This window comes from Sulfitobacter sp. 1A10359 (genome assembly GCF_043558145.1).
Classification (GTDB): domain Bacteria; phylum Pseudomonadota; class Alphaproteobacteria; order Rhodobacterales; family Rhodobacteraceae; genus Sulfitobacter; species Sulfitobacter faviae.
The window spans coordinates 46,752-66,444 of sequence record NZ_JBIFGB010000009.1; the positions used below are offsets into that span (position 1 = coordinate 46,752).

Sequence of the window (19,693 nt, forward strand, 5' to 3'; positions counted from 1 at the left end):
GGCACCGTGCCGATCTTGTCAGAGAAGCTCCGACATAAAAGCACAGCGGTTGACCCGCAGCCGAACGCAAACAAAAGAGGGCCGGTTAGTACCGACCCTGCCCGCTATATCGCGTCCGAAGCTGTAACCGCCCCTTAGACAAGGCGCGTATAGGCGAATTTTGGCGCTCCTGCAAGGGCTATGGCGTGCTGGCCGGGGGATATGCGGGGTTCTGCCGGGCGAGGGTTCCGTAGCGCGCCCGGGGATAGAGGGCACCACAATGCATCAGAGCCATCGCGGCGCTGCAACCTTTTCCTAGCGATCTGCACGGCCCCTGCCGCGGTAAGCCGCCGCTCGCCCGCCCCAGCCCGCGCCCAGCCCCGGCGCGGGTTTCGGCGGATCGGCAAGATCGCGTTCGGCAAGGTCACTGCCCTGATAGCTGGCAAGATCCTCAACGAACTCCCACAGACGCAAGAAAGTGTAGTCGACCTTTCCTAACGCCTCCGCCACGGCGGCGGGGTTCGACCGGTCCAAGGCGCATAGCGCGCGCATGCTTTCATTCACCATCGGCTTGATATCCTGCGCGCATTCCTCGGTGAACCGCCGTAGAACGCTTTGCAGCTCAGTCCGTTTTTGCTCCTGCGTGGCCACGCTCAGTTGCAGAGCGGTCTTGTGAAGCGCGTGAAAGGCAGAACGCCTGAGTGTGCTTTGCGAAAGCTCATCCTTGGCGATATAGTCACTACAACCGCCGCGCAGCGCTTCGATCGCGACGTCACTCTGCTCCGTCCCGGTGACCATCACCGTGGCCACACCGCCGTTGTGTGGATGGGCGCGGATCATCTGCAAGCCGCGCAGGCCATCCCCGTCGGGCAGGTTGTAGTCCAGCAAGATCAGGTCAAACGCCCCCTCATCCAACTGCTGGCCGAGGGCGGCGAGGCTCTCCGCCTCTGTCAAAGAGACAGGAAAGTCCAGCCCGCCGCAGAGCCGTTTGATCCGCATCCGGTCAAAGCGCTGGTCATCTACGATCAGGATGCGCGCCGCCGCCAAAGGCTCAGCTGCGCCATTCGCCCTATCGCCTGCACCGCTTCCGCGCCTTGCCACGCTCATCAGCCGTCCCCCTGCTTTGCCTCGGCATTTAGACCCACGGAGCCTAACAAATGGTTAACCCGCCCCTATTCGCCGCCAGCCTTGCAGAGGAATGTTGCGGTGGCGCGGCGGGGCCGCTACATGAGCCGCCATGAGTGATACAACACGCCCCCGCCGCAACTTCTATGGCCGCCTCAAAGGCAAAGCGCTGAAGAAGTCGCAAAAGACCTATATCGACGAAGACCTCGACGCATTGTCGCCGGGGGCCGTCGATTGGGAGAGCAATCCCGACCGAAGGCCCCTTGACCTTGATACGCTGTTTGGCGGGCGCAAGGTCTGGCTGGAAATCGGCTTTGGCGGCGGTGAGCATCTGGTGTATCAGGCCGGGCAGAACCCCGATGTAGGCATCATCGGCTGCGAGCCTTACATCAACGGCGTCGCCATGTTGCTGGGCAAAATCCGGCGCGCGGGCGTGGACAATCTTGCCATTCACCCCGGTGACGTGCGCGATATGTTCGACGTGTTGCCCGAAGCCTCCATCGACCGGGCGTTCCTGCTCTATCCCGATCCTTGGCCGAAAACCCGCCACCACCGCCGCCGTTTTGTCACGCCCGAGCATCTGGAGCCGCTGGCCCGCGTGTTGAAACCCGGCGCGATCTTCCGCGTGGCGACGGATATCGAGGACTACGTTCGCCAGACGCTCGAACAGGTGCCGCAGCATGGGTTTGATTGGCTGGCCGAAGGGCCTGACGATTGGCGCGCGCCTTGGGATGACTGGATTTCGACCCGCTATGAGCAAAAGGCGCTGCGCGAAGGGCGCACCCCGCATTACCTGACCTTCCGCAAACGCTAAGTATTTGCGCCTGATACCACCCCGTTTCCAATCCATCGCACGCGTGGCGATGGACGCTGCCGCCCGCCTGCGATAATAGGAACCTTGAGCAGATCAGAGGTACCTCATGTCCAGTCACGGCAGCCCCATTCCCATGTCATCGCGCGCCTGCGGGCCGCTTAGCGGCACCGCCGAAGTGCCCGGCGACAAGTCGATCTCGCACCGCAGCCTGATCCTTGGCGCCATGGCCGTGGGCGAGACCACGATCACCGGGCTTTTGGAGGGGCAAGACGTGCTCGACACCGCCAAAGCCATGCGCGCTTTCGGGGCCGAGGTCGTCGACCACGGCGGCGGCTCCTATTCCGTGCACGGGGTGGGTGTCGGCGGCTTTGCCGAGCCGGACAATGTGATCGACTGCGGCAATTCCGGCACCGGCGTGCGGCTGTTGATGGGGGCGATGGCGACCTCTCCGATCTCGGTCACCTTCACGGGCGATGCCAGCCTCAACAGCCGCCCGATGGCGCGGGTGACTGACCCGCTGGCGCTGTTCGGCACGCAAACCGTGGGCCGCGCCGGGGGCCGCCTGCCGATGACGCTGGTCGGCGCGGCCGAGCCTGTGCCAGTGCGCTACACCGTGCCTGTGCCTTCGGCGCAGGTCAAATCCGCAGTGCTGCTGGCCGGGCTGAATGCCCCCGGCAAAACCGTGGTGATCGAGGCCGAGGCCACCCGCGACCATACCGAGCGGATGCTGGCGGGCTTTGGCGCCGAGATCACGGTTGAAGAGACCGACGAGGGCCGCGTCATCACCCTGACCGGCCAGCCCGAGTTGAAGCCGCAGCATATCGACGTGCCGCGCGACCCCTCCTCCGCCGCCTTTCCTGTCTGCGCGGCGCTGATCGTCCCCGGATCGGACGTGCTGGTGCCCGGCATCGGGTTGAACCCCACGCGAGCGGGGCTGTTCACCACCCTGCGCGAGATGGGCGCGGACCTGACCTATGAAAACGAACGCACCGAAGGCGGCGAGCCTGTGGCCGATCTACGCGCGAAATTCTCGCCCAACCTCAAGGGCATCGAAGTCCCCGCCGAACGCGCGGCGAGCATGATCGACGAATACCCAGTGGTCTCGGTCGTGGCAGCCTGTGCGACGGGCGAGACCGTGATGCGCGGCGTCAAGGAACTGCGCGTCAAGGAAAGCGACCGGATTGAGGCCATGGCCAGCGGGCTGCGCGCCAATGGGGTCGCGGTCGAAGACGGGCCGGATTGGTGGACCGTCAAAGGTCTGGGCCACGGCAATATCCCCGGCGGTGCAACCTGTCAGAGCCATCTCGACCACCGTATCGCCATGTCGTTCCTGATCCTTGGCATGGTCGCGCAACAGCCGGTACAGGTGGATGACGGCGGACCCATCGCCACCTCCTTCCCGATCTTCGAGCCGCTGATGGCCTCCTTGGGTGCGCAGGTCGAACGGTTGCCTGCGTGACAGGCGACCGGCTGATCTGGCTCAGCCTTTGCGCTGCACTGGCCTTTGCAGCCCTTGCGGGCTTTGCCGAGACACATCTGCGCGCGGCGGGCATCGGCGTCTTGGACGGGCGGCTTCTGGGCTATGATCTGCCCGGGGCGCGCGCCTATCTGTCAGCACTCAGCCCCGAGCAGACGGCGCTGTATCTGGGCCAGTTCCGGCTGGCCGACACCGCCTTTCCCGCCCTCTTGGCACTGGCCCTCCTGCTGTGGTTCCGGCGCTGGTCGGTGGGCGGGCTGCGCTTGGGGCTGACGCTGGCCGTGGCGCTGTATCTGGGGGCGGATTACACCGAAAACATGCTGATCGGGCGGCTGGTCGAATTGGGGCCGGACCGGATCACCGCGCAGGCCGTCGCTACGGCGAGCCTGTTCACAAAGGCGAAATGGGTGATACTGGCGGGCTGCTTCACGGCGGCCCTGCTGCTTGGCCTGCGGGCCCGGAACAAAAGGAATTTGCGATGACGGATAACAAAACCAACGGCATCACCGTTGCCATCGACGGCCCCGCCGCGGCGGGCAAAGGCACCGTGGCCAAGGCGGTGGCGGCGCATTTTGGTTTTGCGCATCTCGACACCGGGCTTTTGTACCGCGCGGTCGCGGCCAAGACCCTCACCGGGATGGACCCGGAAGAAGCGGCCCAGACCCTCGCCCCCGTCGATCTGGAAGACCCTACTCTGCGCAGCCCCGAGGTTGCCCAAGAGGCCAGCAAAGTGGCGGTGATCCCCGCGGTGCGTGCCGCCCTTGTGCGGTTCCAGCGCAGCTTTGCCACCCGCGCGGGCGGCGCGGTGCTCGACGGGCGCGACATCGGCACGGTGATCTGCCCCGACGCGCCGGTCAAACTCTTCATCACCGCCAGCCCCGAAGTGCGCGCACAGCGCCGTTTCGCCGAACTGTCGGGCAAAGGGATCGAGACCAGCTATGAAGATGTGTTGGAAGACGTGCGCCAGCGCGACCTGCGCGACATGAGCCGGGACCAAGCACCGCTGAAACCTGCCGAGGATGCCAAGCAGATCGACACGACGGAAATGGCGATTGAAGATGCGGTGGCCGCCGCCGTGGCCTTGGTCGAGGCGAAACGGGGCTGACCCCCGCCGCGAAAAGGGGGGGCGCTGTCGCCCACCCCCTCAATACTTACACAGCCGCTTTCAACTGATCGACAAGATCACGGCGCTCCCAGCTGAAACCGCCATCCGCGTCGGGCGCGCGGCCAAAGTGGCCATAGGCCGCCGTGCGCTGGTAGATCGGCTTGTTCAACTGCAGATGCTCACGAATGCCGCGCGGGGTCAGGTCGATGATCTGGCGGATCGCTTTTTCGATCGCGGCGTCATGCACGTCACCGGTGCCATGGGTGTCGCAATAGATCGACAGCGGCTCGCTCACGCCAATCGCATAGCTCAGCTGGATGGTGCATTTGTTCGCCAGCCCTGCCGCCACGACGTTTTTCGCCAGATAGCGTGCCACATAGGCCGCCGAACGGTCAACCTTGGTCGGGTCTTTGCCCGAGAACGCACCGCCGCCATGCGGAGCGGCCCCGCCATAGGTGTCGACGATGATCTTTCGGCCCGTGAGGCCCGCGTCGCCATCCGGCCCGCCGATCACGAAAACGCCGGTGGGGTTCACATGCCAAACGGTGTCGGCGTCGATCCACCCCTCGGGCAGCACCTCGCGGATATAGGGCTCCACGATTTCGCGGATATCGGCGCTGGTCTGGCTTTCGCTCTCATGCTGGGTCGACAGCACGATGGAGCTTACGCCCACCGGTTTGCCGTTCTCGTAACGCACCGAGAGTTGGCTTTTCGCATCGGGCCGCAGGGTCGGCTCGGTCCCGTCTTTGCGCACCTCGGCCAGACGGCGCAGGATCGCATGGGCGTAGTGGATCGGCGCGGGCATCAACTCGGGCGTCTCATCGGTGGCGAAACCGAACATGATGCCCTGATCGCCTGCGCCCTCTTCCTTGCCATCGGCGGCATCGACGCCTTGGGCGATATGCGCCGACTGCGGGTGCAGCAGATTGGTGATCTCACATGTCGCGTGGTGGAACTCATCCTGCTCGTAACCGATGTCCTTGATGCAGGCGCGGGCGATGTCCTCGACACCCGCTAGGTACTCGTCCAGTTTGGTCTTGTTGGCCAACCCGACCTCGCCCCCGATCACGACGCGGTTGGTGGTGGCAAAGGTTTCGGCGGCGACCCGCGCTTCGGGTTCCTCGCTGATGAAAGCGTCGAGGATGGCATCGGAAATCCGGTCGCAGACCTTATCCGGGTGCCCCTCGGAAACGGATTCCGAAGTGAAAGTATAGTTCTGACGGGACATGTAGTGCTCCAATAAAAATTACGCACCACGTCAGGAAGCCGTTGTGGTGCTCTCCCAACGGCTTAGACAACCGCTGGTGGATGGTCAATCGGCATTCCCCGGGCTGCGACGGCGGGCCACGGCAAGCCCGGCAAGGCAGAGGGTCAGAAGCAGGATCAAAGGCAAATCACCGCTGCGACTGTAGAGCGTTGGTGCCAATGGCGCAGGCAGCGGCGCGTCGATGAAGCCCGCGGAATTGAGCGGCAGCGAAGCGATCACCCGCCCCTGCGGGTCGATCATCGCCGAGATGCCAGTATTGGCCGCCCGGGCCATGGGCAGCCCCTGCTCAATCGCGCGCATCCGCGCTTGGACCAGATGCTGACGCGGGCCTGCGGCCTTGCCGAACCATGCGTCATTGGTGACCTGCATCAGGAATGCGGGCCGCGCTGGCGCGGCGTTCACATCATGGGCAAAGACGGCCTCGTAGCAAATCAACGGCAATGCGGCGCCGAGCGGCCCCAGATCCAAAACCTGCGCCCCCGGCCCGCTGGAAAAGCCGTTCCCCTCCTGCGCGGCGAGGCCGTGGATCCCGAAACGCGCCATCAGATCCCCCAAGGGCATGTATTCGCCAAAAGGCACGAGGTGATGTTTGTCATAAAGCTGATCGACCGCGCCGCCTTCGTCCAACACAACAAGCGAGTTGTAATAGCGCATGTTCGACCGGCGCTGCACGCCAAGCACCACCGGCACGTCCGAGGCTGCGCCGATCTCATCCAAGGCGCTGCCCGCCATGTCCAACGACCATGGGATCGCGGTCTCGGGCCAGATCACCAGATCGGGGGCGGCGCCTTCGTCTTGCGGCGCAGCGGCAGTGTAGTCGAGCTGGCGGGAGAAATAGAATTCAAAGGTATCGGGGTTCCACTTATCGCGTTGCGCGGCATTGGGCTGCACCAAACGGACCACGTTCTCGGTCAGCACCGCAGGCGGCGCTTGCGGGGGCAGCAGCAACAGCAGCACCGTCGACAAGGCCAACGCCCCCTGCCCCAACCGCAGGCTCAAAGGGCCGCGCAGCAGCAAGATCGCGGCGATGGCGAAAAGCCAGAGGTTCAGCGCATAGGGGCCGACCCAAGCAAGCCCCTGCCCGGACATCACACCGACGAGCGCCTGCGCAGGCATGGCCCATGGAAAGCCGGTGAAAATATAGGCGCGCAGCAGTTCCACCGCCGCCCAAGTCAGCGCCAGCCCACGCTTCGGCGCGATCCAGCGGGCGAGGCCAAAAGCCACCCCCCAGAACAGCGCCATGCCAGCGGCCAGCAGGATCAGCGCGAAAGGTGCCATCCACCCATGCCGCGCCACATCGACCATGAAGGGCGAGACGATCCACTGCAGCGCATGTAGGAAGTAGCCGAAGCCAAAGCCCCAGCCCAAAAGCGCCGCCCGCGCCGGCCCGCCCGCCTGCGCGCGAAACAGCCAGAACGCGGCTACCAGCCCGGCAAAGAGCAAAATAGGCAGTTCATAAGGCGCTTGCCCGAAGGCTGCGATGGCCCCGGCGAGGGGGGCCAGCAGCAACCGGCCCCGCATCGCCAGCCGTTGCCTCATCCCCCGGCCCCTTGGGTGCGGACCCGCAACCGTTTGATACGGCGCGGATCGGCGTCGATCACCTCGAACTCCGGCCCGTCGGGGTGCAAGACCACCTCGCCCCGCGCAGGCACGCGGCCCGACAGCATGAAGACCAAGCCGCCAAGCGTGTCGATCTCTTCTTCGTCGACGGTTTCATGGTCGGTCAGGGAATGGCCAATCTCAGCCTCAAAATCCCCCAGCGGGGTCTTGGCGAGCGCGAGATAAGTGCCGGGCTTTTCGACCGTCCAATAGGTGCCCTCGTCGACGTCATGTTCGTCTTCGATCTCACCTATGACCTGTTCGATCAGATCTTCGATGGTCACCAGCCCGTCGACACCGCCATATTCGTCGATCACCAGTGCCATATGCCGCCGCTCGGCCTGCATCTTGGTCAGCAGCACGCCGATGGTCATCGACGGCGGCACATAGACCAAGGGCCGCAGCAGGGTGCGCAGATCAAACTTGGTGTTTTTGCCATTGAAACCGTGGTTTAGCGCAAGGTCTTTGAGGTGGACCATGCCCACGGGCGTATCGAGCGTGCCATCGTAGACCGGCAGGCGGGTCATGCCGCTTTCCTTGAAGACCGAGACCAGCTCATCCAGCGTGGCACTGACCGGCACGGCGGTGATATCCGCCTTTGGGATCGCCACGTCATCGACCCGCATCCGGCGCAGGTTCATCATGCCGTGGCCCGTGGGCCGCTCAGCCTCTGCCGAGGTCTCTGGCGTGTCGTCCTCACTGTCCGATGGGCTTAGCGCCTCGAACACCCGAGAAAAGAAATTACCGGTGCGCATCGCGCCATCATCCGGCTGCTCATGTCTGTCTTCATCTGTCAGCGCGCTCTGCGCCGCGTCAGATGATCCGTCTGTATCGCCCATTGGGTCCCGTCTGTGTTACAAAGCCCCTCAAGGCCCATTTTCCTTATATGGGTCATCATAACCCATTTTGCCAAGTATTTCGCGCTCCAACCCCTCCATCAACGTCGCGTCGGGGTCATTTTCATGGTCATAGCCCAAAAGATGCAACAGCCCGTGCACGATTAAATGGGTCACATGGGCATCTAATGGCTTCTCCGCTGCCGCGGCTTCGGCGGCGCAGGTCTCGAAAGCCAAGGCGATGTCGCCCAGTTCGAGCATCCCGTCAATGCCGGGGGCGACAGGCAGCGGATCGCCGCCCGGGGTGACCGCCCCGCGTTCCTCGGCAGGCCAGCTTAGCACATTGGTCGCCCGCGCTTTGCCGCGAAAATCTTCGTTCAGCGCGGCGATGCGGCTGTCGTCGCAGGCCAGCAGGGTCATCTCAGCGGCTTCGGCATCAAGGCCGAGATGGCCCAAGGTAGCCCGCGCCGCGGCATGGGCGCGCGCCTCAAGGTCGACCGCCGCCCAGCGGTCGTCTTCGATCACGATGTCGAAATCTTCCAGCATAACGTCAAGCGGCACCGCTATCGGCCTCATATGCTTCGATAATCGCGGCGACCAGCGGATGGCGCACCACGTCTTTGGACGAGAAGTAGTTGAAGCTGATGCTGGGGATTTGCTTGAGCAAGCGCTCCGCATCCTGAAGCCCCGACTGCACCCCGCGCGGCAGGTCGATCTGGGTGCGGTCGCCGGTGATCACCATGCGCGAGTTCTGCCCCAGCCGGGTCAGGAACATCTTCATCTGCATCGAAGTGGCGTTCTGCGCCTCGTCCAGCACCACGAAAGCGTTGGACAGCGTTCGCCCCCGCATGAAGGCCAACGGCGCGATCTCAATGCGCTTTTCCTCTAGCAGTTTGGCCAGTTGCTTGCTCGGCAAAAAGTCGTTCAGCGCGTCGTAGAGCGGCTGCATATAGGGGTCGACCTTGTCCTTCATGTCGCCCGGCAGATAGCCCAGCTTCTCGCCCGCCTCGACCGCGGGGCGGCTGAGGATGATCCGGTCCACATGGCCGCCGATGAACATCGACACGCCCACGGCGACAGCCAGATAGGTCTTGCCGGTGCCCGCAGGGCCGATGCCAAAGGCCAGCTCGTTGTCGAAGAGCGATTGCACATAGGCTTTCTGCGCATCGGTGCGCGGCTCAACCCGTTTCTTGCGGGTCTGGATTTCGATCGCATCCGAGATCGGCATTTCAAGCTGGTCACCCTGACGCACGCCGGTGCCCGCGCCGGAGTTGCCCATGCGCAGCAGACCGTCCACATCCGCAGGCTCAACCGCGCGGCCACTTTCCAGCCGGACGTAGAGCGCGTTAAGCAGACTCTCGGCCTTCTCAACAGCCTCGCCCAGAATTTGCAGGTGATTGCCGCGCCGGATGATCTGCACCTCAAGCGATTTCTCGATGGCCGCCAGATGCGCGTCATAGGCGCCGCAGAGGTCGATCAAAAGGCGGTTATCGGGAAATTCCACCACCCGTTCGGCCGCGGTTTCCGGTGTCATCAGATCAGTTGAAGGCAATGCGCGTATCCTTTGTGAAGCACTAAATGTTGAAATAGTCAGACCGGATCGATTTACCAACCCGTCGCGACAAAAAGGGCCGAAGCGCAACGCGCTCCGGCCCGGGGTCTGTGATATGGCCCGCCAAGGTCAATTCGGGTCTTTGATGTTGGAGCCACCTTTGAAGTGGCCTGCGGTATGTGTCGGTGGCGCCACGCCCGAGCAGACCGGCTTCCCGAATTTATCGAGCCGTGCCGAGAGATAGCCCTCGACCCCGTCGTCGATGATCCAGTGGTCGCAACCGTTCGGATCGACCCAGATGCCCGCCTGAAGGTTGCTCAGGTGCTTTTTGTCGATGCCCCGGTCAAAGGTCTTGTCCGAAGGGTAGCCCCGGCCCAGACCGCCTTCGTAATCGGTACAGGCCGAAAGGCCGACGGCACAGGCTGTGACCATGAGAAGTTTTGTCTTAATCACTTTTACGGTCCCTTCAGCGAATGCAGATGATTTCGACACGGCGGTTCTTGGCCATGTTCGCAGCGGAATTGTTCGGCACGGCGGGCATCCGTTCGCCATAGCCCCGCACATCGGCGATCTTGGCACCCACTTGATTGGCGATGCGCGCCACGGCATTGGCCCGGTTGTAGGACAGGCGCATGTTATAGGCGTCCGACGCGCGGCTGTCGGTATGGCCGGTGATGATGTAGGATACCGCCCCAGTCGATTGGAAGAAGTTCGCCAGCCGCGCCCGGCCTTGCGGCGAGATGCTGTATTTGTCGGTGGCAAAGAACTGATCCGCCTCCATCACACCGCAGACATCGCCACGGCGGCAAACCGGAATGCCCTGCCGGGTGACATGGGGGGTCATATAGCCCTCTGCCCCGTCATCCATAACCCAGTGCTCACAGCCATCCGGGTCGACCCAGATGGTCGGCGTGTAAACGCCCTTGTCGCGGCCCTGTTGCGAGGGTGTCTGCGCATCGACCGAGGTGCTGGCCACGATCAGCGCCGCTGCCATCGTCAGGCTGGCCATGGCGCGCAGTGCTTTGGAAATAGTGGGTCCCACAGCGTTTGTCCTATTCTAATTTCTGGTTCTTATCTTTGGCAAATGCGACCCCTCCCCGGACCCGCGCCTTTTGAGTATAGGGTCAGGTTAGGTAAAAACGGTCTCGCTGTGAAGCTGTGAAATCAACATTTTGTGGCCGAACCTTGGCGGCTTACAACGAATCCACCGCGGGGTAGCGGCAAAACGGCTTCGGAGCGCGGCCATTTCACCCTGCCCCGATCCGCCGAAAACAGGCTATTGACGACGGCTTGGCGACAATCCCGCGCAAGCCCTTGGGATTGTTCGCAAACACCAGCCCCTGCCATTGAATTTTCTTGAAAATCGCACCTTTAGACCTAAACCTCTTTCCATCGGATCGCGAGGGTGGGACTTCGCGCGGCTTTGCCGATCTTGATTGCTGCAATGAAAACTGGGGGACCAACTTATGATGAAAACGCTACTCGCCACCGCCGTCACCGGCCTGCTTGCGCTGCCCGCTTTCGCGGGGGGCGTGAAATACGCCTATCACAACCAAGGTGTGGCCCATCCCACGGGCAATGTGATCCACGTCAGCTGCTACCGCGGCCCGTGGAACGACGTGATCTGGGACCGGCCAAACTCGGTCTTCGTGGATAGCCTCGTGGCCGTGGGCTATGACTTTGCCACCGCCCATGCCGTGGCAGAACGGGTCTGCCGGGATCACACACTCGTCGGCAACCCTGAGGGGCTGAAAGCGACGATGAAGCGGATCTTTGCGGATGCCGCGTCGCACCGCAAACACAACTACTGACAAGCCAAGGGTGCGCGGCGACGCGCACCCGTTGCAGCCCCCTTGGGGCTGCGGATCAGACCAGAACGGCGGCCAGAGAGTTCGTCTTGGCCTCGGTCACCCGCACGCGCTGGATATCACCGATCTGTGCCGTGCTATCTTCGATATGCACCGCATGCAGATACTCCGACTTGCCCAGCATCTGACCGGGTAGACGGCCCTTCTTCTCAACCAGAACCGAGACTTCGCGCCCCACCATCGACTGCTGGATTTCCTGCTGGTGCTGGGTGATCAGCCCTTGCAGACGCTGCAAACGGTCGTCGGCCATGGCTGGATCGACCAGCGGGCGTTCGGCGGCCGGCGTGCCGGGGCGGGTGGAGTATTTGAACGAATAGGCATAGCCGTAGCGCACCTGCCGGACGAGCTCCATCGTGGCCTCGAAATCCGCCTCGGTTTCTTCCGGGAAGCCGACGATGAAATCACCTGACAGCACGATGTCGGGCCGCGCTTCGCGGATGCGCTCAAGCAGCTTGAGGTAGCTTTCGGCGGTGTGGCTGCGGTTCATCCGTTTCAGGATATGGTCGCTGCCCGACTGCACCGGCAGATGCAGATAGGGCATCAGTTCGGGCACCTCGCCATGGGCCGCGATCAGATCGTCGCCCATGTCGTTGGGGTGGCTGGTGGTGTAGCGGATACGCTCCAACCCGTCGATCTCGGCCAGTGCGCGGATCAACCCGGCCAGCGTCATGCCGCCGTGGTAGGCGTTGACGTTCTGCCCCAGCAAGGTGACCTCGCGCACGCCGCGCTCAACCAGATCGCGGGCCTCGTCCAGCACCTTCTCGGCGGGGCGGGAGACTTCGGCGCCGCGGGTATAGGGCACCACGCAGAAGGCGCAGAACTTGTCGCAGCCCTCTTGCACGGTCAGGAAAGCCGCGGGGGCGCGTTTCGCCTTGGGGCGGCCCTTGAGGTGGTCGAATTTGTCTTCTGCCGGGAAATCGGTGTCGAGCGCGCTTTGCCCGCCCTGCACCTTCGCTTCCATCTCCGGCAGACGGTGGTAGCTTTGCGGGCCGACCACCAGATCGACGGCGGGCTGGCGGCGCATGATCTCTTCGCCCTCGGCTTGGGCCACGCAGCCCGCCACGCCGATCTTCAGATCGGGCCGCGCGTCTTTCAGCGGTTTCAGACGGCCCAGTTCGGAATAGACCTTCTCCGCCGCCTTCTCGCGAATGTGGCAGGTGTTGAGCAGGATCATATCCGCGTCATCGGCGCGGTCGGTGGTGACATAGCCCTGCCCGCCAAGGCTCTCGGCCATGCGTTCGCTGTCATAGACGTTCATCTGGCAACCATAGGTCTTGATGAACAGCTTTTTCGGTTGGGTCATGGCGGGCATCCAAGGGTTTTGACGGATTTCGGGCAGATGGCGTCGTCTAACAGCGGTGGCCGCGTCTTGCAATGCACCCGGAATTGGCCGACTTTACCGGCGGCAAATTCCAGCGGGGGCCTATGCGGTATCGCGATCTCGACCAGCTTATAAAAGAGGCCCGCACGGCGCTGAACACAGGCCCCATCGCCATGATCTTGGTCGAGGATGAGATTGAGGTCGACACCACCCTGCGCCACCACCAGCAGGTGGGGTTCGACAGCGTCGTGGCGCTGATGCCCTCCGGTTTCGACCTGCCCCGCGACCTAGAGGAAAGCGTGCTGCGGGTCGATTATGACACCACCGCCGAAGCCGCGCTGGAGCGGGCCGTGAACCGCATGATCGCGGCGGTGCCGGGGCAATGGCTTTATTACTGCTACAACGCCGAATACCTGTTCCACCCCTTCAGCGAGACACGTAACGTCAAGGAATTGCTGGCCTTTCACAGCGAAGAGCGGCGCGATTCCATGCTGGCCTATGTGGTGGACCTCTATGCGCTGGACCTCAAGGAACACCCCAATGCCGTTTCACTCGAGCAGGCGCATTTGGACCGCTCGGGCTATTACGCGCTGGCGCGCAAGGATGCGGCCCGGCAGGGGCATCCCAAGGAACGGCAGCTTGATTTCTTTGGCGGGCTGCGCTGGCGGTTCGAGGAACATGTGCCGCCGCAAAGCCGCAAGATCGACCGTATTCCGCTGTTTCGCGCCAAACCGGGGCTGAAGCTGCGCGGCGACCACAGGTTCAACGACGAGGAATACAACACCTACGCTTGCGAATGGCACCACAACGTCACGGCGGCGATCTGCTCGTTCCGCACGGCCAAGGCGCTGAAGCGCAATCCCGGCAGCCGCTATGACATCGCTACATTCCAGTGGCACAACTCCGAGCCGTTCGAGTGGCATTCCCGGCAGTTGATGGATCTGGGCTTGATAGAGCCGGGGCAGTGGTTTTGACAGGCTCTCCTCTCAACTGTCCCGCCCGTGGGAACCACGGGCATCGCCCTCCCTCCCCCCGGAGGGCGATCTTGCAACGTTTCGGCAGACGGGCCAGCCACGGTCCAGAATGACCGTCCCAAACCACGCGACCGCTCATCGCCCCCCCAGGGAGGGCGACACCCTCAGCACATGGCGGCTAACCTTTTCGATGCCCGGACAAGACGCCGCCGGTATCCGCTACACTCAGCCCGCAACCGCCCAAAACCTGCGCCCGCCTAAAACCTCCTTGCACTCACCCGCCATGCACCTATGACGGAAGACAGCCTGAACGGGAGGGTCCGATGGCCGTCAACTTGCTCGACACATTCATCAAACCGATGCACCGCGAGGGCATCAAATTCGTGGCGATCTTCGCCGCTGTCACGCTGGTGCTCTTCGCCATCGAAGAAGTCCTCGGCTGGATCGGCGTGGGCCTGACGATCTGGTGCTACTACTTCTTCCGCGACCCCGAGCGTGTCACCCCCGACCGGCCCGACCTGATCGTCAGCCCCGCCGACGGCATCGTCTCACTCATCGAGCCTGCGGTGCCGCCCGCCGAGCTGGGGATGCCGGATGTGCCGCTGACCCGGGTCAGCGTCTTCATGAGCGTCTTTAACTGCCACATCAACCGCGCCCCCGTCGCGGGCAAGGTGCAGGCCGTGGCCTACCGTCCGGGCAAGTTCTTCAACGCCTCGCTCGACAAGGCCAGCGCCGACAATGAGCGCAACAGCCTGTGCATCCGCATGGACGACGGGCGCGACATCGCCGTGGTGCAGATCGCAGGCCTCGTGGCGCGGCGCATCGTCTGCTTCGTGAAATCCGGCGACGGGCTTGAGACCGGCGAACGCTTCGGCTTGATCCGCTTTGGCTCCCGGCTAGATGTTTACCTGCCCGAAGGCGTCGACCCGATGGTGCGCATCGGGCAGACCATGGTCGCCGGGGAAACCGTGCTGGCCGAGTTGAAACAGCCGGTCATAGAGACCGCCCCGCTTTAGGAAAGACCCCATGCGCCCCCCTTCTGAAAAGACCGGCGCGGACCTTGCGCTGATCCAGCTTCTGCCCAATGCGCTGACGATCACCGCGATTTGCGCAGGGCTTTCGGCGATCCGCTTTGGGGTGCAGGGCAACTATGTGCTGGCGGTGCAACTGATCCTTCTGGCCTGCGTGCTGGATGGGTTGGACGGGCGGCTTGCGCGGCTTTTGCGGTCTTCCAGCCCGATGGGGGCGGAATTGGACTCGCTGGCCGATTTCCTGAACTTCGGCGTGGCCCCGCCGCTGATCCTCTATTTCTGGGCGCTGCAAGACATGCGCAGCGCGGCGTGGATTTCCGTGCTCGTCTACGCGGTCTGCTGCGTGGTGCGGCTCGCGCGATTCAACGTCAACGACAAGGCCGAAGCCGCCAAGGCCAAGAATGGCGATGCGGTGGGCGAATCCGGCTCCTTCTTCACCGGCATCCCCTCGCCCGCGGGCGCGCTGCTGGTGCTCTTGCCGATGACGCTGTCCTTTGCCTTTCACAACCGGCCGATCCTGCCGGATTGGATGATCTGCCTGCATATGGTGCTGATCGGTTTTCTGATGATCAGCCGCATCCCCACATGGTCTTTCAAAACCACCAAAGTCTCCCGACGTCATGTGAAATACCTGCTGGTGGGCGTGGCAATTTTCGCCGCCGCCTTGGCCACCTACGCTTGGACCACGCTCGTCGTGCTCTGCTTGGCCTATATCGGCATGGTGATCTGGGGGCTTTTGAGAGCACGGAAAACGAGTTTAACCAAAAGGAATTGAAATGGACATCAAGGCGGTCGAGACATCCTATGCCCGTTGGGCACCGATCTACGACAAGACCTTCGGCGCGTTGACCAGTGGCGGTCGCCGTCATGTCGTGGCCCATATCAACAAGGGCAGCGGCTCTGTCCTCGAAGTGGGTGTCGGCACCGGCCTGTCCCTGCCCCACTACGCGCCACACCTCTCCGTCACAGGCATTGATTTCAGCGACGAGATGCTCGCCAAGGCCCGCCAGCGCGTCACCCGCGAAGGGCTGCAACATGTAGCTGACCTGCGCCAGATGGACGCGCGCGACCTCGACTTCCCCGATGCCAGTTTCGACACGATTGCTGCGATGCATGTGCTCTCCGTGGTGCCCGAGCCTGAGCGCGTGATGGAGGAAATCGCCCGCGTACTTAAACCCGGCGGTCAGGTGGTCATCGCCAACCATTTCATGCGCACCACGGGCGTGCTGGGCTTCCTGGAAAAAGTCTCGGCCCCCTTTGCGAATACGCTCGGCTGGCATTCGGATTTCGAGATGGAAACCGTGTTGCAACAAGATGCGCTGGAAGTCGAAGACGAACGCGCGCTGCCGCCCATGGGCATGATGACCTTTCTGGTACTGCGAAAACGCGGCTGATCACGCAGGCGGCGGGGGTTGCCCCGCCGGTTCAGGTCTTCCGGCGCAGCCGGATCACCACATCGACCGAGGCAATCTCGGCCCCCTCGGGGGCATCGGGAAGCTGCGCGATCACCAACTCTTCCGAGGGCGCATCGGTCAGCTTGCTGTCGTCTTCCCAAAAGAAATGTGGGTGATCGTGGGTGTTGGTGTCGAAATAGCTTTTCGAGCCATCCACGGTCACCTCCTGCAACAGCCCGGCATCGCAGAACGCCCGCAGTGTGTTGTAGACCGTGGCCAGCGAAACAGCCTCGCCCTGCCCCTTCGCAGCCTCAAACAGGCTTTCGGCGGTGACGTGGCGGTCTTGCCCATCGCCCACCAGAAGGCTCGCCAGCGTGACACGTTGGCGCGTGGGGCGCAGCCCGGCCTGAGCCAACCAGCGCGTTCCGACCTCTTGTACCTCTGCGGACATCAGTTCCCTGCCTTTCAGGGTCATATAAAGGAGGAAATCCCCGGTTTTCAATTGAAAACCTTGCACCAATCGTCGCAGCGTCCCTGCCGCGCCCTTGCGGCACGCGGCGGCGGGGTGCTAAACGGGGCCGGATGTTATAACAGAGCAGCAGGAGAGCCGCAGGATGGCCGACTACCCCACGAGTTTCGACAAGGAAGATCTGCTGAAATGCGCCCGCGGTGAGCTTTTCGGCCCCGGCAACGCACAGCTTCCCGCCCCGCCGATGCTCATGATGGACCGGATCACCGATGTCTCGGCCGATGGCGGCGCCCATGGCAAGGGCCATATCACCGCCGAGTTCGATATCACCCCGGACCTGTGGTTCTTTGAATGCCACTTCCCCGGCAATCCGATCATGCCCGGCTGCCTTGGCCTTGACGGTCTGTGGCAGCTCACGGGCTTCAACCTCGGCTGGCGCGGCTGGCAGGGGCGCGGCTATGCGCTTGGGGTAGGCGAGGTGAAGCTCACCGGGATGGTGCGCCCGGACCGCAAGATGCTGACTTATAAGATTGATTTCACTAAGGCGATCCAAACCCGCCGCCTGACCATGGGCGTGGCCGACGGCATCGTCGAAGCCGATGGCGAGGTGATCTATCAAGTGAAAGACATGAAAGTCGCCCTTAGCGAGAGCTGAAGCGCTGCGACTTTACGGATATGAAAAGGGGGCCGCGCGGCCCCCTTTTGCATTGTCGCTCAAAGCGTCTGCATTTCCTGCACCTTACCGTCATGGCGCCCGGTAACCGCGGCCTCGGCCAGCACGGCTGCCACATCGGCACGATGCGCCTCGCCCTTTTGATCGACCCCCTCGCCCAGATTGACCGCATTGGTCTTGGGGTCATCGGTCAGCGCCACGGGCCGCAGGATCGAATGGGTCAAGCCAGAGGCCTGTAGATGTTCATCCGCCGCCTGTTTCGCCTTGAGGTAATGTGTCATCTCATGATCCTCAGGCGGGTTATCGGCGCCCACCGAACTCAGCATCACGAAGCGGTCGACCTTAGCCTCGCGGGCCAGATCGACCAGACGCTGCGCGCCTTCGCGGTCAACCTTTTCGGTCATCTCCGGCCCGGTGCTGCCGCCTGATCCGGCGGCAAAAACAACGGCGTCTACACCGTCGCATACACCCGTTTGCAGGTTGGTCAGATTGCCTTTCCGCTCTTCGGTGCCCTCGGGCAGAACAGAGGTATCGGAGCCGTCGCGCACCAGTGCGATGGGCTCGGCCCCGCGGTCTTTCAATTCACTGACGAGCAGACGCCCGGTTTTGCCGGTCGCACCGGCGACAAGTATTTTCATGGTCATATGGAACCTCTCGGAATTTAGTTTGATACGGGCGAGCGGCGCCTCGCGCCGCCCGCCTTTTCCGGTTACGACGGCAGGAAAATCGACTTGGCGTTGACGAACTCTTTCATGCCAAAGCCGCCGTGTTCGCGCCCGTAGCCGGAATTCTTTACCCCGCCGAAGGGCATATTCGGATCGGCGGCGCCAAAGTTGTTGATCCGCACCATGCCGGTGTCGAACTCATCCCGCGCAAGGCGCAGGGCGTGCTCTTCATCCGTGCAGAAGATGCCGCCGCCCAGACCATAGCGGCTGTCATTGGCAATGCGCATCGCGTCTTCGTCATCCTTCGCCCGGATAACCGAGGCGACGGGTCCGAAGATTTCATCGTCATAGGCTGGCATGCCCGGCTTGACCTCGGCCAGTACGGTTGCGGGATAATAGGCACCTGTGCGGTCGGGCACTTCGCCACCGCAAAGCACCTCGGCGCCCTTCTCAACACTCTCTTTCACCTGATCGCGGACGGATTCGAACTGCTCTTGGCTCGACAGCGGCCCGAGTTTGGTGTCTTCGTCCATCGGATCGCCCATCGGGATCGCCTTCATCGCATCGACATAGGCACTCACGAAAGCGTCGTAATTCTTCTCGGTCACGATGAAACGCTTGGCCGAGACGCAGGTCTGGCCGTTGTTATAAAGCCGTCCCATGGTCGAGAATTTCACCGCCGTTTCGATATCGGCGTCGTCGAGCACGAGATAGGCGTCGTTCGAGCCCAGTTCGAGCACGGACTTCTTCAGATGTTTCGCAGCCTCGGACCCGATATGGCTGCCCGCGCTGTCAGAGCCGGTCATGGTCACGCCGCGCACCAGCTTATGGCCGATCAGCTTGTCGGAGGTATCGTGGTCAATGATGATAACGTTGAACAGGTCTTTGGGCAGGCCCGCTTCTTCGCAGATCTCTTTCAGACGCAAGCCGCTGCCGGTGCAGATTTCCGCGTGTTTCAGGACGCAGCCGTTGCCGGTCATCAGGTTCGCGGCCAGCACGCGCACGGGTTGGTAGAGGGGGAAGTTCCACGGCTGGATCTGATAGATCACGCCGATGGGCTGATAGGTCACCACACCGCGCTTCTTGCCGCCCGCGTGTTTGCGCTCTTCGTCCTTCAGCATGTCGGGGCCGTTCTCGGCGGTATATTCAAAGATCTGCGCGCAGAGTTCGACCTCGGTCAGCCCGTCTTTGTAGAGCTTGCCGACCTCGCGGGTCATCAGTTCCGACAGGCTTTCCTTATTCTCGCGCAGCTTCTCGGCGATCTTTTTTAGATAGGGCGCGCGTTCGGCATGGGTCAGCTTGCGCCATTCCTTGAACGCCTCATGCGTGGCCTCGACCGCTTGGGTCGCTTCGGTTTCGGACATCACGTCATAGGTGTCGAGCACCTCTTCGGTGGCGGGATTTACCGTATTGATCTTGGGCATTCTAATCTCCTTTATGTCTCGCAAAGCCAACACCGCCTGCCACCGCCCCGTTCCATCACAGAACCTTGACCGCGACCTTCGCGCGCAGAGGATCGGCAAACCGCTTGCGCCGTATGGGCG

Annotated in this window: 22 protein-coding genes and 1 riboswitch; of the genes, 10 read left to right on the forward strand and 12 right to left on the reverse strand. The window is 62.8% G+C overall.

Annotated elements, in window-relative coordinates; genetic code table 11:
• Positions 1-294 precede the first annotated feature (294 nt).
• Positions 295-1,086: a response regulator gene (locus ACGYK2_RS15900; protein WP_271689439.1), complete on the reverse strand. Its 792-nt coding sequence runs from the start codon at positions 1,084-1,086 to the stop codon at positions 295-297.
• 130 nt (positions 1,087-1,216) lie between these two features.
• Between ACGYK2_RS15900 and ACGYK2_RS15905 the strand changes: the two genes are divergently transcribed.
• The 4 genes from ACGYK2_RS15905 to ACGYK2_RS15920 all read left to right on the forward strand — a co-directional run bounded on the left by ACGYK2_RS15905 (position 1,217) and on the right by ACGYK2_RS15920 (position 4,500).
• A complete protein-coding gene (locus tag ACGYK2_RS15905; protein WP_271689438.1) occupies positions 1,217-1,918 on the forward strand; it encodes a tRNA (guanosine(46)-N(7))-methyltransferase TrmB in 702 nt (233 codons plus the stop codon).
• Between the two features lie 106 nt (positions 1,919-2,024).
• On the forward strand, positions 2,025-3,377 hold the full coding sequence (gene aroA, locus ACGYK2_RS15910; protein WP_394374342.1) for a 3-phosphoshikimate 1-carboxyvinyltransferase: 1,353 nt from the start codon (positions 2,025-2,027) through the stop codon (positions 3,375-3,377).
• The gene (locus ACGYK2_RS15915; RefSeq protein ID WP_271689436.1) at positions 3,374-3,877 is read left to right on the forward strand and encodes a hypothetical protein; all 504 of its coding nucleotides are present in this window, start codon (positions 3,374-3,376) and stop codon (positions 3,875-3,877) included. The genes aroA and ACGYK2_RS15915 overlap by 4 nt, the downstream gene beginning before the upstream one ends.
• Positions 3,874-4,500, forward strand: coding sequence for a d(CMP) kinase (locus ACGYK2_RS15920; RefSeq protein ID WP_271689435.1), 627 nt, complete (start codon positions 3,874-3,876; stop codon positions 4,498-4,500). The genes ACGYK2_RS15915 and ACGYK2_RS15920 overlap by 4 nt, the downstream gene beginning before the upstream one ends.
• Positions 4,501-4,546: 46 nt before the next feature.
• Here ACGYK2_RS15920 and metK read toward each other — a convergent pair whose 3' ends face one another.
• The 7 genes from metK to ACGYK2_RS15955 all read right to left on the reverse strand — a co-directional run bounded on the left by metK (position 4,547) and on the right by ACGYK2_RS15955 (position 10,763).
• On the reverse strand, positions 4,547-5,728 hold the full coding sequence (metK, locus tag ACGYK2_RS15925; RefSeq protein ID WP_271691856.1) for a methionine adenosyltransferase: 1,182 nt from the start codon (positions 5,726-5,728) through the stop codon (positions 4,547-4,549).
• 4 nt (positions 5,729-5,732) lie between these two features.
• Positions 5,733-5,781: riboswitch (SAM-SAH riboswitch) on the reverse strand.
• Between the two features lie 31 nt (positions 5,782-5,812).
• Entirely contained in the window at positions 5,813-7,306 is a 1,494-nt protein-coding gene (gene lnt, locus ACGYK2_RS15930) for an apolipoprotein N-acyltransferase (protein WP_271689433.1), read from the reverse strand.
• Entirely contained in the window at positions 7,303-8,205 is a 903-nt protein-coding gene (locus ACGYK2_RS15935; RefSeq protein ID WP_067261410.1) for a hemolysin family protein, read from the reverse strand. Before ACGYK2_RS15935 ends, lnt begins: the two co-directional genes overlap by 4 nt.
• 27 nt (positions 8,206-8,232) lie before the next feature.
• Positions 8,233-8,778 carry an rRNA maturation RNase YbeY gene (ybeY, locus tag ACGYK2_RS15940; protein WP_271689432.1) on the reverse strand — a complete coding sequence of 182 codons (546 nt, stop codon included), beginning with the start codon at positions 8,776-8,778 and terminating at the stop codon, positions 8,233-8,235.
• Positions 8,753-9,736 (reverse strand): PhoH family protein, encoded by a 984-nt coding sequence (locus ACGYK2_RS15945; protein ID WP_271689935.1) that lies wholly within the window; start codon positions 9,734-9,736, stop codon positions 8,753-8,755. Before ACGYK2_RS15945 ends, ybeY begins: the two co-directional genes overlap by 26 nt.
• Before the next feature lie 147 nt (positions 9,737-9,883).
• Complete coding sequence (locus ACGYK2_RS15950; RefSeq protein ID WP_197470808.1) at positions 9,884-10,207, reverse strand: hypothetical protein; 324 nt, start codon at positions 10,205-10,207, stop codon at positions 9,884-9,886.
• Positions 10,208-10,220: 13 nt separating this feature from the next.
• Positions 10,221-10,763, reverse strand: a complete 543-nt coding sequence (locus ACGYK2_RS15955) for an OmpA family protein (protein ID WP_394374346.1) — start codon at positions 10,761-10,763, stop codon at positions 10,221-10,223.
• Positions 10,764-11,220: 457 nt separating this feature from the next.
• On the opposite strand from ACGYK2_RS15955, the gene ACGYK2_RS15960 reads away from it, so the two are divergent.
• Positions 11,221-11,565 carry a hypothetical protein gene (locus tag ACGYK2_RS15960; RefSeq protein ID WP_209217356.1) on the forward strand — a complete coding sequence of 115 codons (345 nt, stop codon included), beginning with the start codon at positions 11,221-11,223 and terminating at the stop codon, positions 11,563-11,565.
• A 55-nt stretch (positions 11,566-11,620) separates the two neighbouring features.
• On the opposite strand, the gene miaB is transcribed toward ACGYK2_RS15960, so the two are convergent.
• Positions 11,621-12,925, reverse strand: coding sequence for a tRNA (N6-isopentenyl adenosine(37)-C2)-methylthiotransferase MiaB (gene miaB / locus ACGYK2_RS15965; RefSeq protein ID WP_271689430.1), 1,305 nt, complete (start codon positions 12,923-12,925; stop codon positions 11,621-11,623).
• A gap of 122 nt (positions 12,926-13,047) precedes the next feature.
• Here miaB and ACGYK2_RS15970 point away from each other — a divergent pair, with 122 nt between their 5' ends.
• From ACGYK2_RS15970 to ACGYK2_RS15985, 4 genes are all read left to right on the forward strand, one after another.
• Positions 13,048-13,917, forward strand: a complete 870-nt coding sequence (locus tag ACGYK2_RS15970) for a hypothetical protein (protein WP_271689429.1) — start codon at positions 13,048-13,050, stop codon at positions 13,915-13,917.
• Positions 13,918-14,240: 323 nt separating this feature from the next.
• The gene (locus ACGYK2_RS15975) at positions 14,241-14,933 is read left to right on the forward strand and encodes a phosphatidylserine decarboxylase (RefSeq protein ID WP_209217358.1); all 693 of its coding nucleotides are present in this window, start codon (positions 14,241-14,243) and stop codon (positions 14,931-14,933) included.
• A 10-nt stretch (positions 14,934-14,943) separates the two neighbouring features.
• Complete coding sequence (gene pssA, locus ACGYK2_RS15980) at positions 14,944-15,723, forward strand: CDP-diacylglycerol--serine O-phosphatidyltransferase (protein WP_067261404.1); 780 nt, start codon at positions 14,944-14,946, stop codon at positions 15,721-15,723.
• A 1-nt stretch (position 15,724) separates the two neighbouring features.
• Positions 15,725-16,342, forward strand: coding sequence for a class I SAM-dependent methyltransferase (locus ACGYK2_RS15985; RefSeq protein ID WP_271689428.1), 618 nt, complete (start codon positions 15,725-15,727; stop codon positions 16,340-16,342).
• 31 nt (positions 16,343-16,373) lie between these two features.
• Here the strand turns inward: ACGYK2_RS15985 and irrA are convergent, their stop codons facing one another.
• Positions 16,374-16,793, reverse strand: a complete 420-nt coding sequence (irrA, locus tag ACGYK2_RS15990; RefSeq protein ID WP_067261468.1) for an iron response transcriptional regulator IrrA — start codon at positions 16,791-16,793, stop codon at positions 16,374-16,376.
• 163 nt (positions 16,794-16,956) lie between these two features.
• On the opposite strand from irrA, the gene fabA reads away from it, so the two are divergent.
• Positions 16,957-17,466: a bifunctional 3-hydroxydecanoyl-ACP dehydratase/trans-2-decenoyl-ACP isomerase gene (gene fabA / locus ACGYK2_RS15995; protein WP_067261401.1), complete on the forward strand. Its 510-nt coding sequence runs from the start codon at positions 16,957-16,959 to the stop codon at positions 17,464-17,466.
• Positions 17,467-17,525: 59 nt separating this feature from the next.
• Here fabA and ACGYK2_RS16000 read toward each other — a convergent pair whose 3' ends face one another.
• Positions 17,526-18,128 (reverse strand): SDR family oxidoreductase, encoded by a 603-nt coding sequence (locus tag ACGYK2_RS16000; protein WP_271689427.1) that lies wholly within the window; start codon positions 18,126-18,128, stop codon positions 17,526-17,528.
• 65 nt (positions 18,129-18,193) lie between these two features.
• Positions 18,194-19,573 carry an NAD-dependent succinate-semialdehyde dehydrogenase gene (locus ACGYK2_RS16005; RefSeq protein WP_271689426.1) on the reverse strand — a complete coding sequence of 460 codons (1,380 nt, stop codon included), beginning with the start codon at positions 19,571-19,573 and terminating at the stop codon, positions 18,194-18,196.
• Positions 19,574-19,693 lie beyond the last annotated feature (120 nt).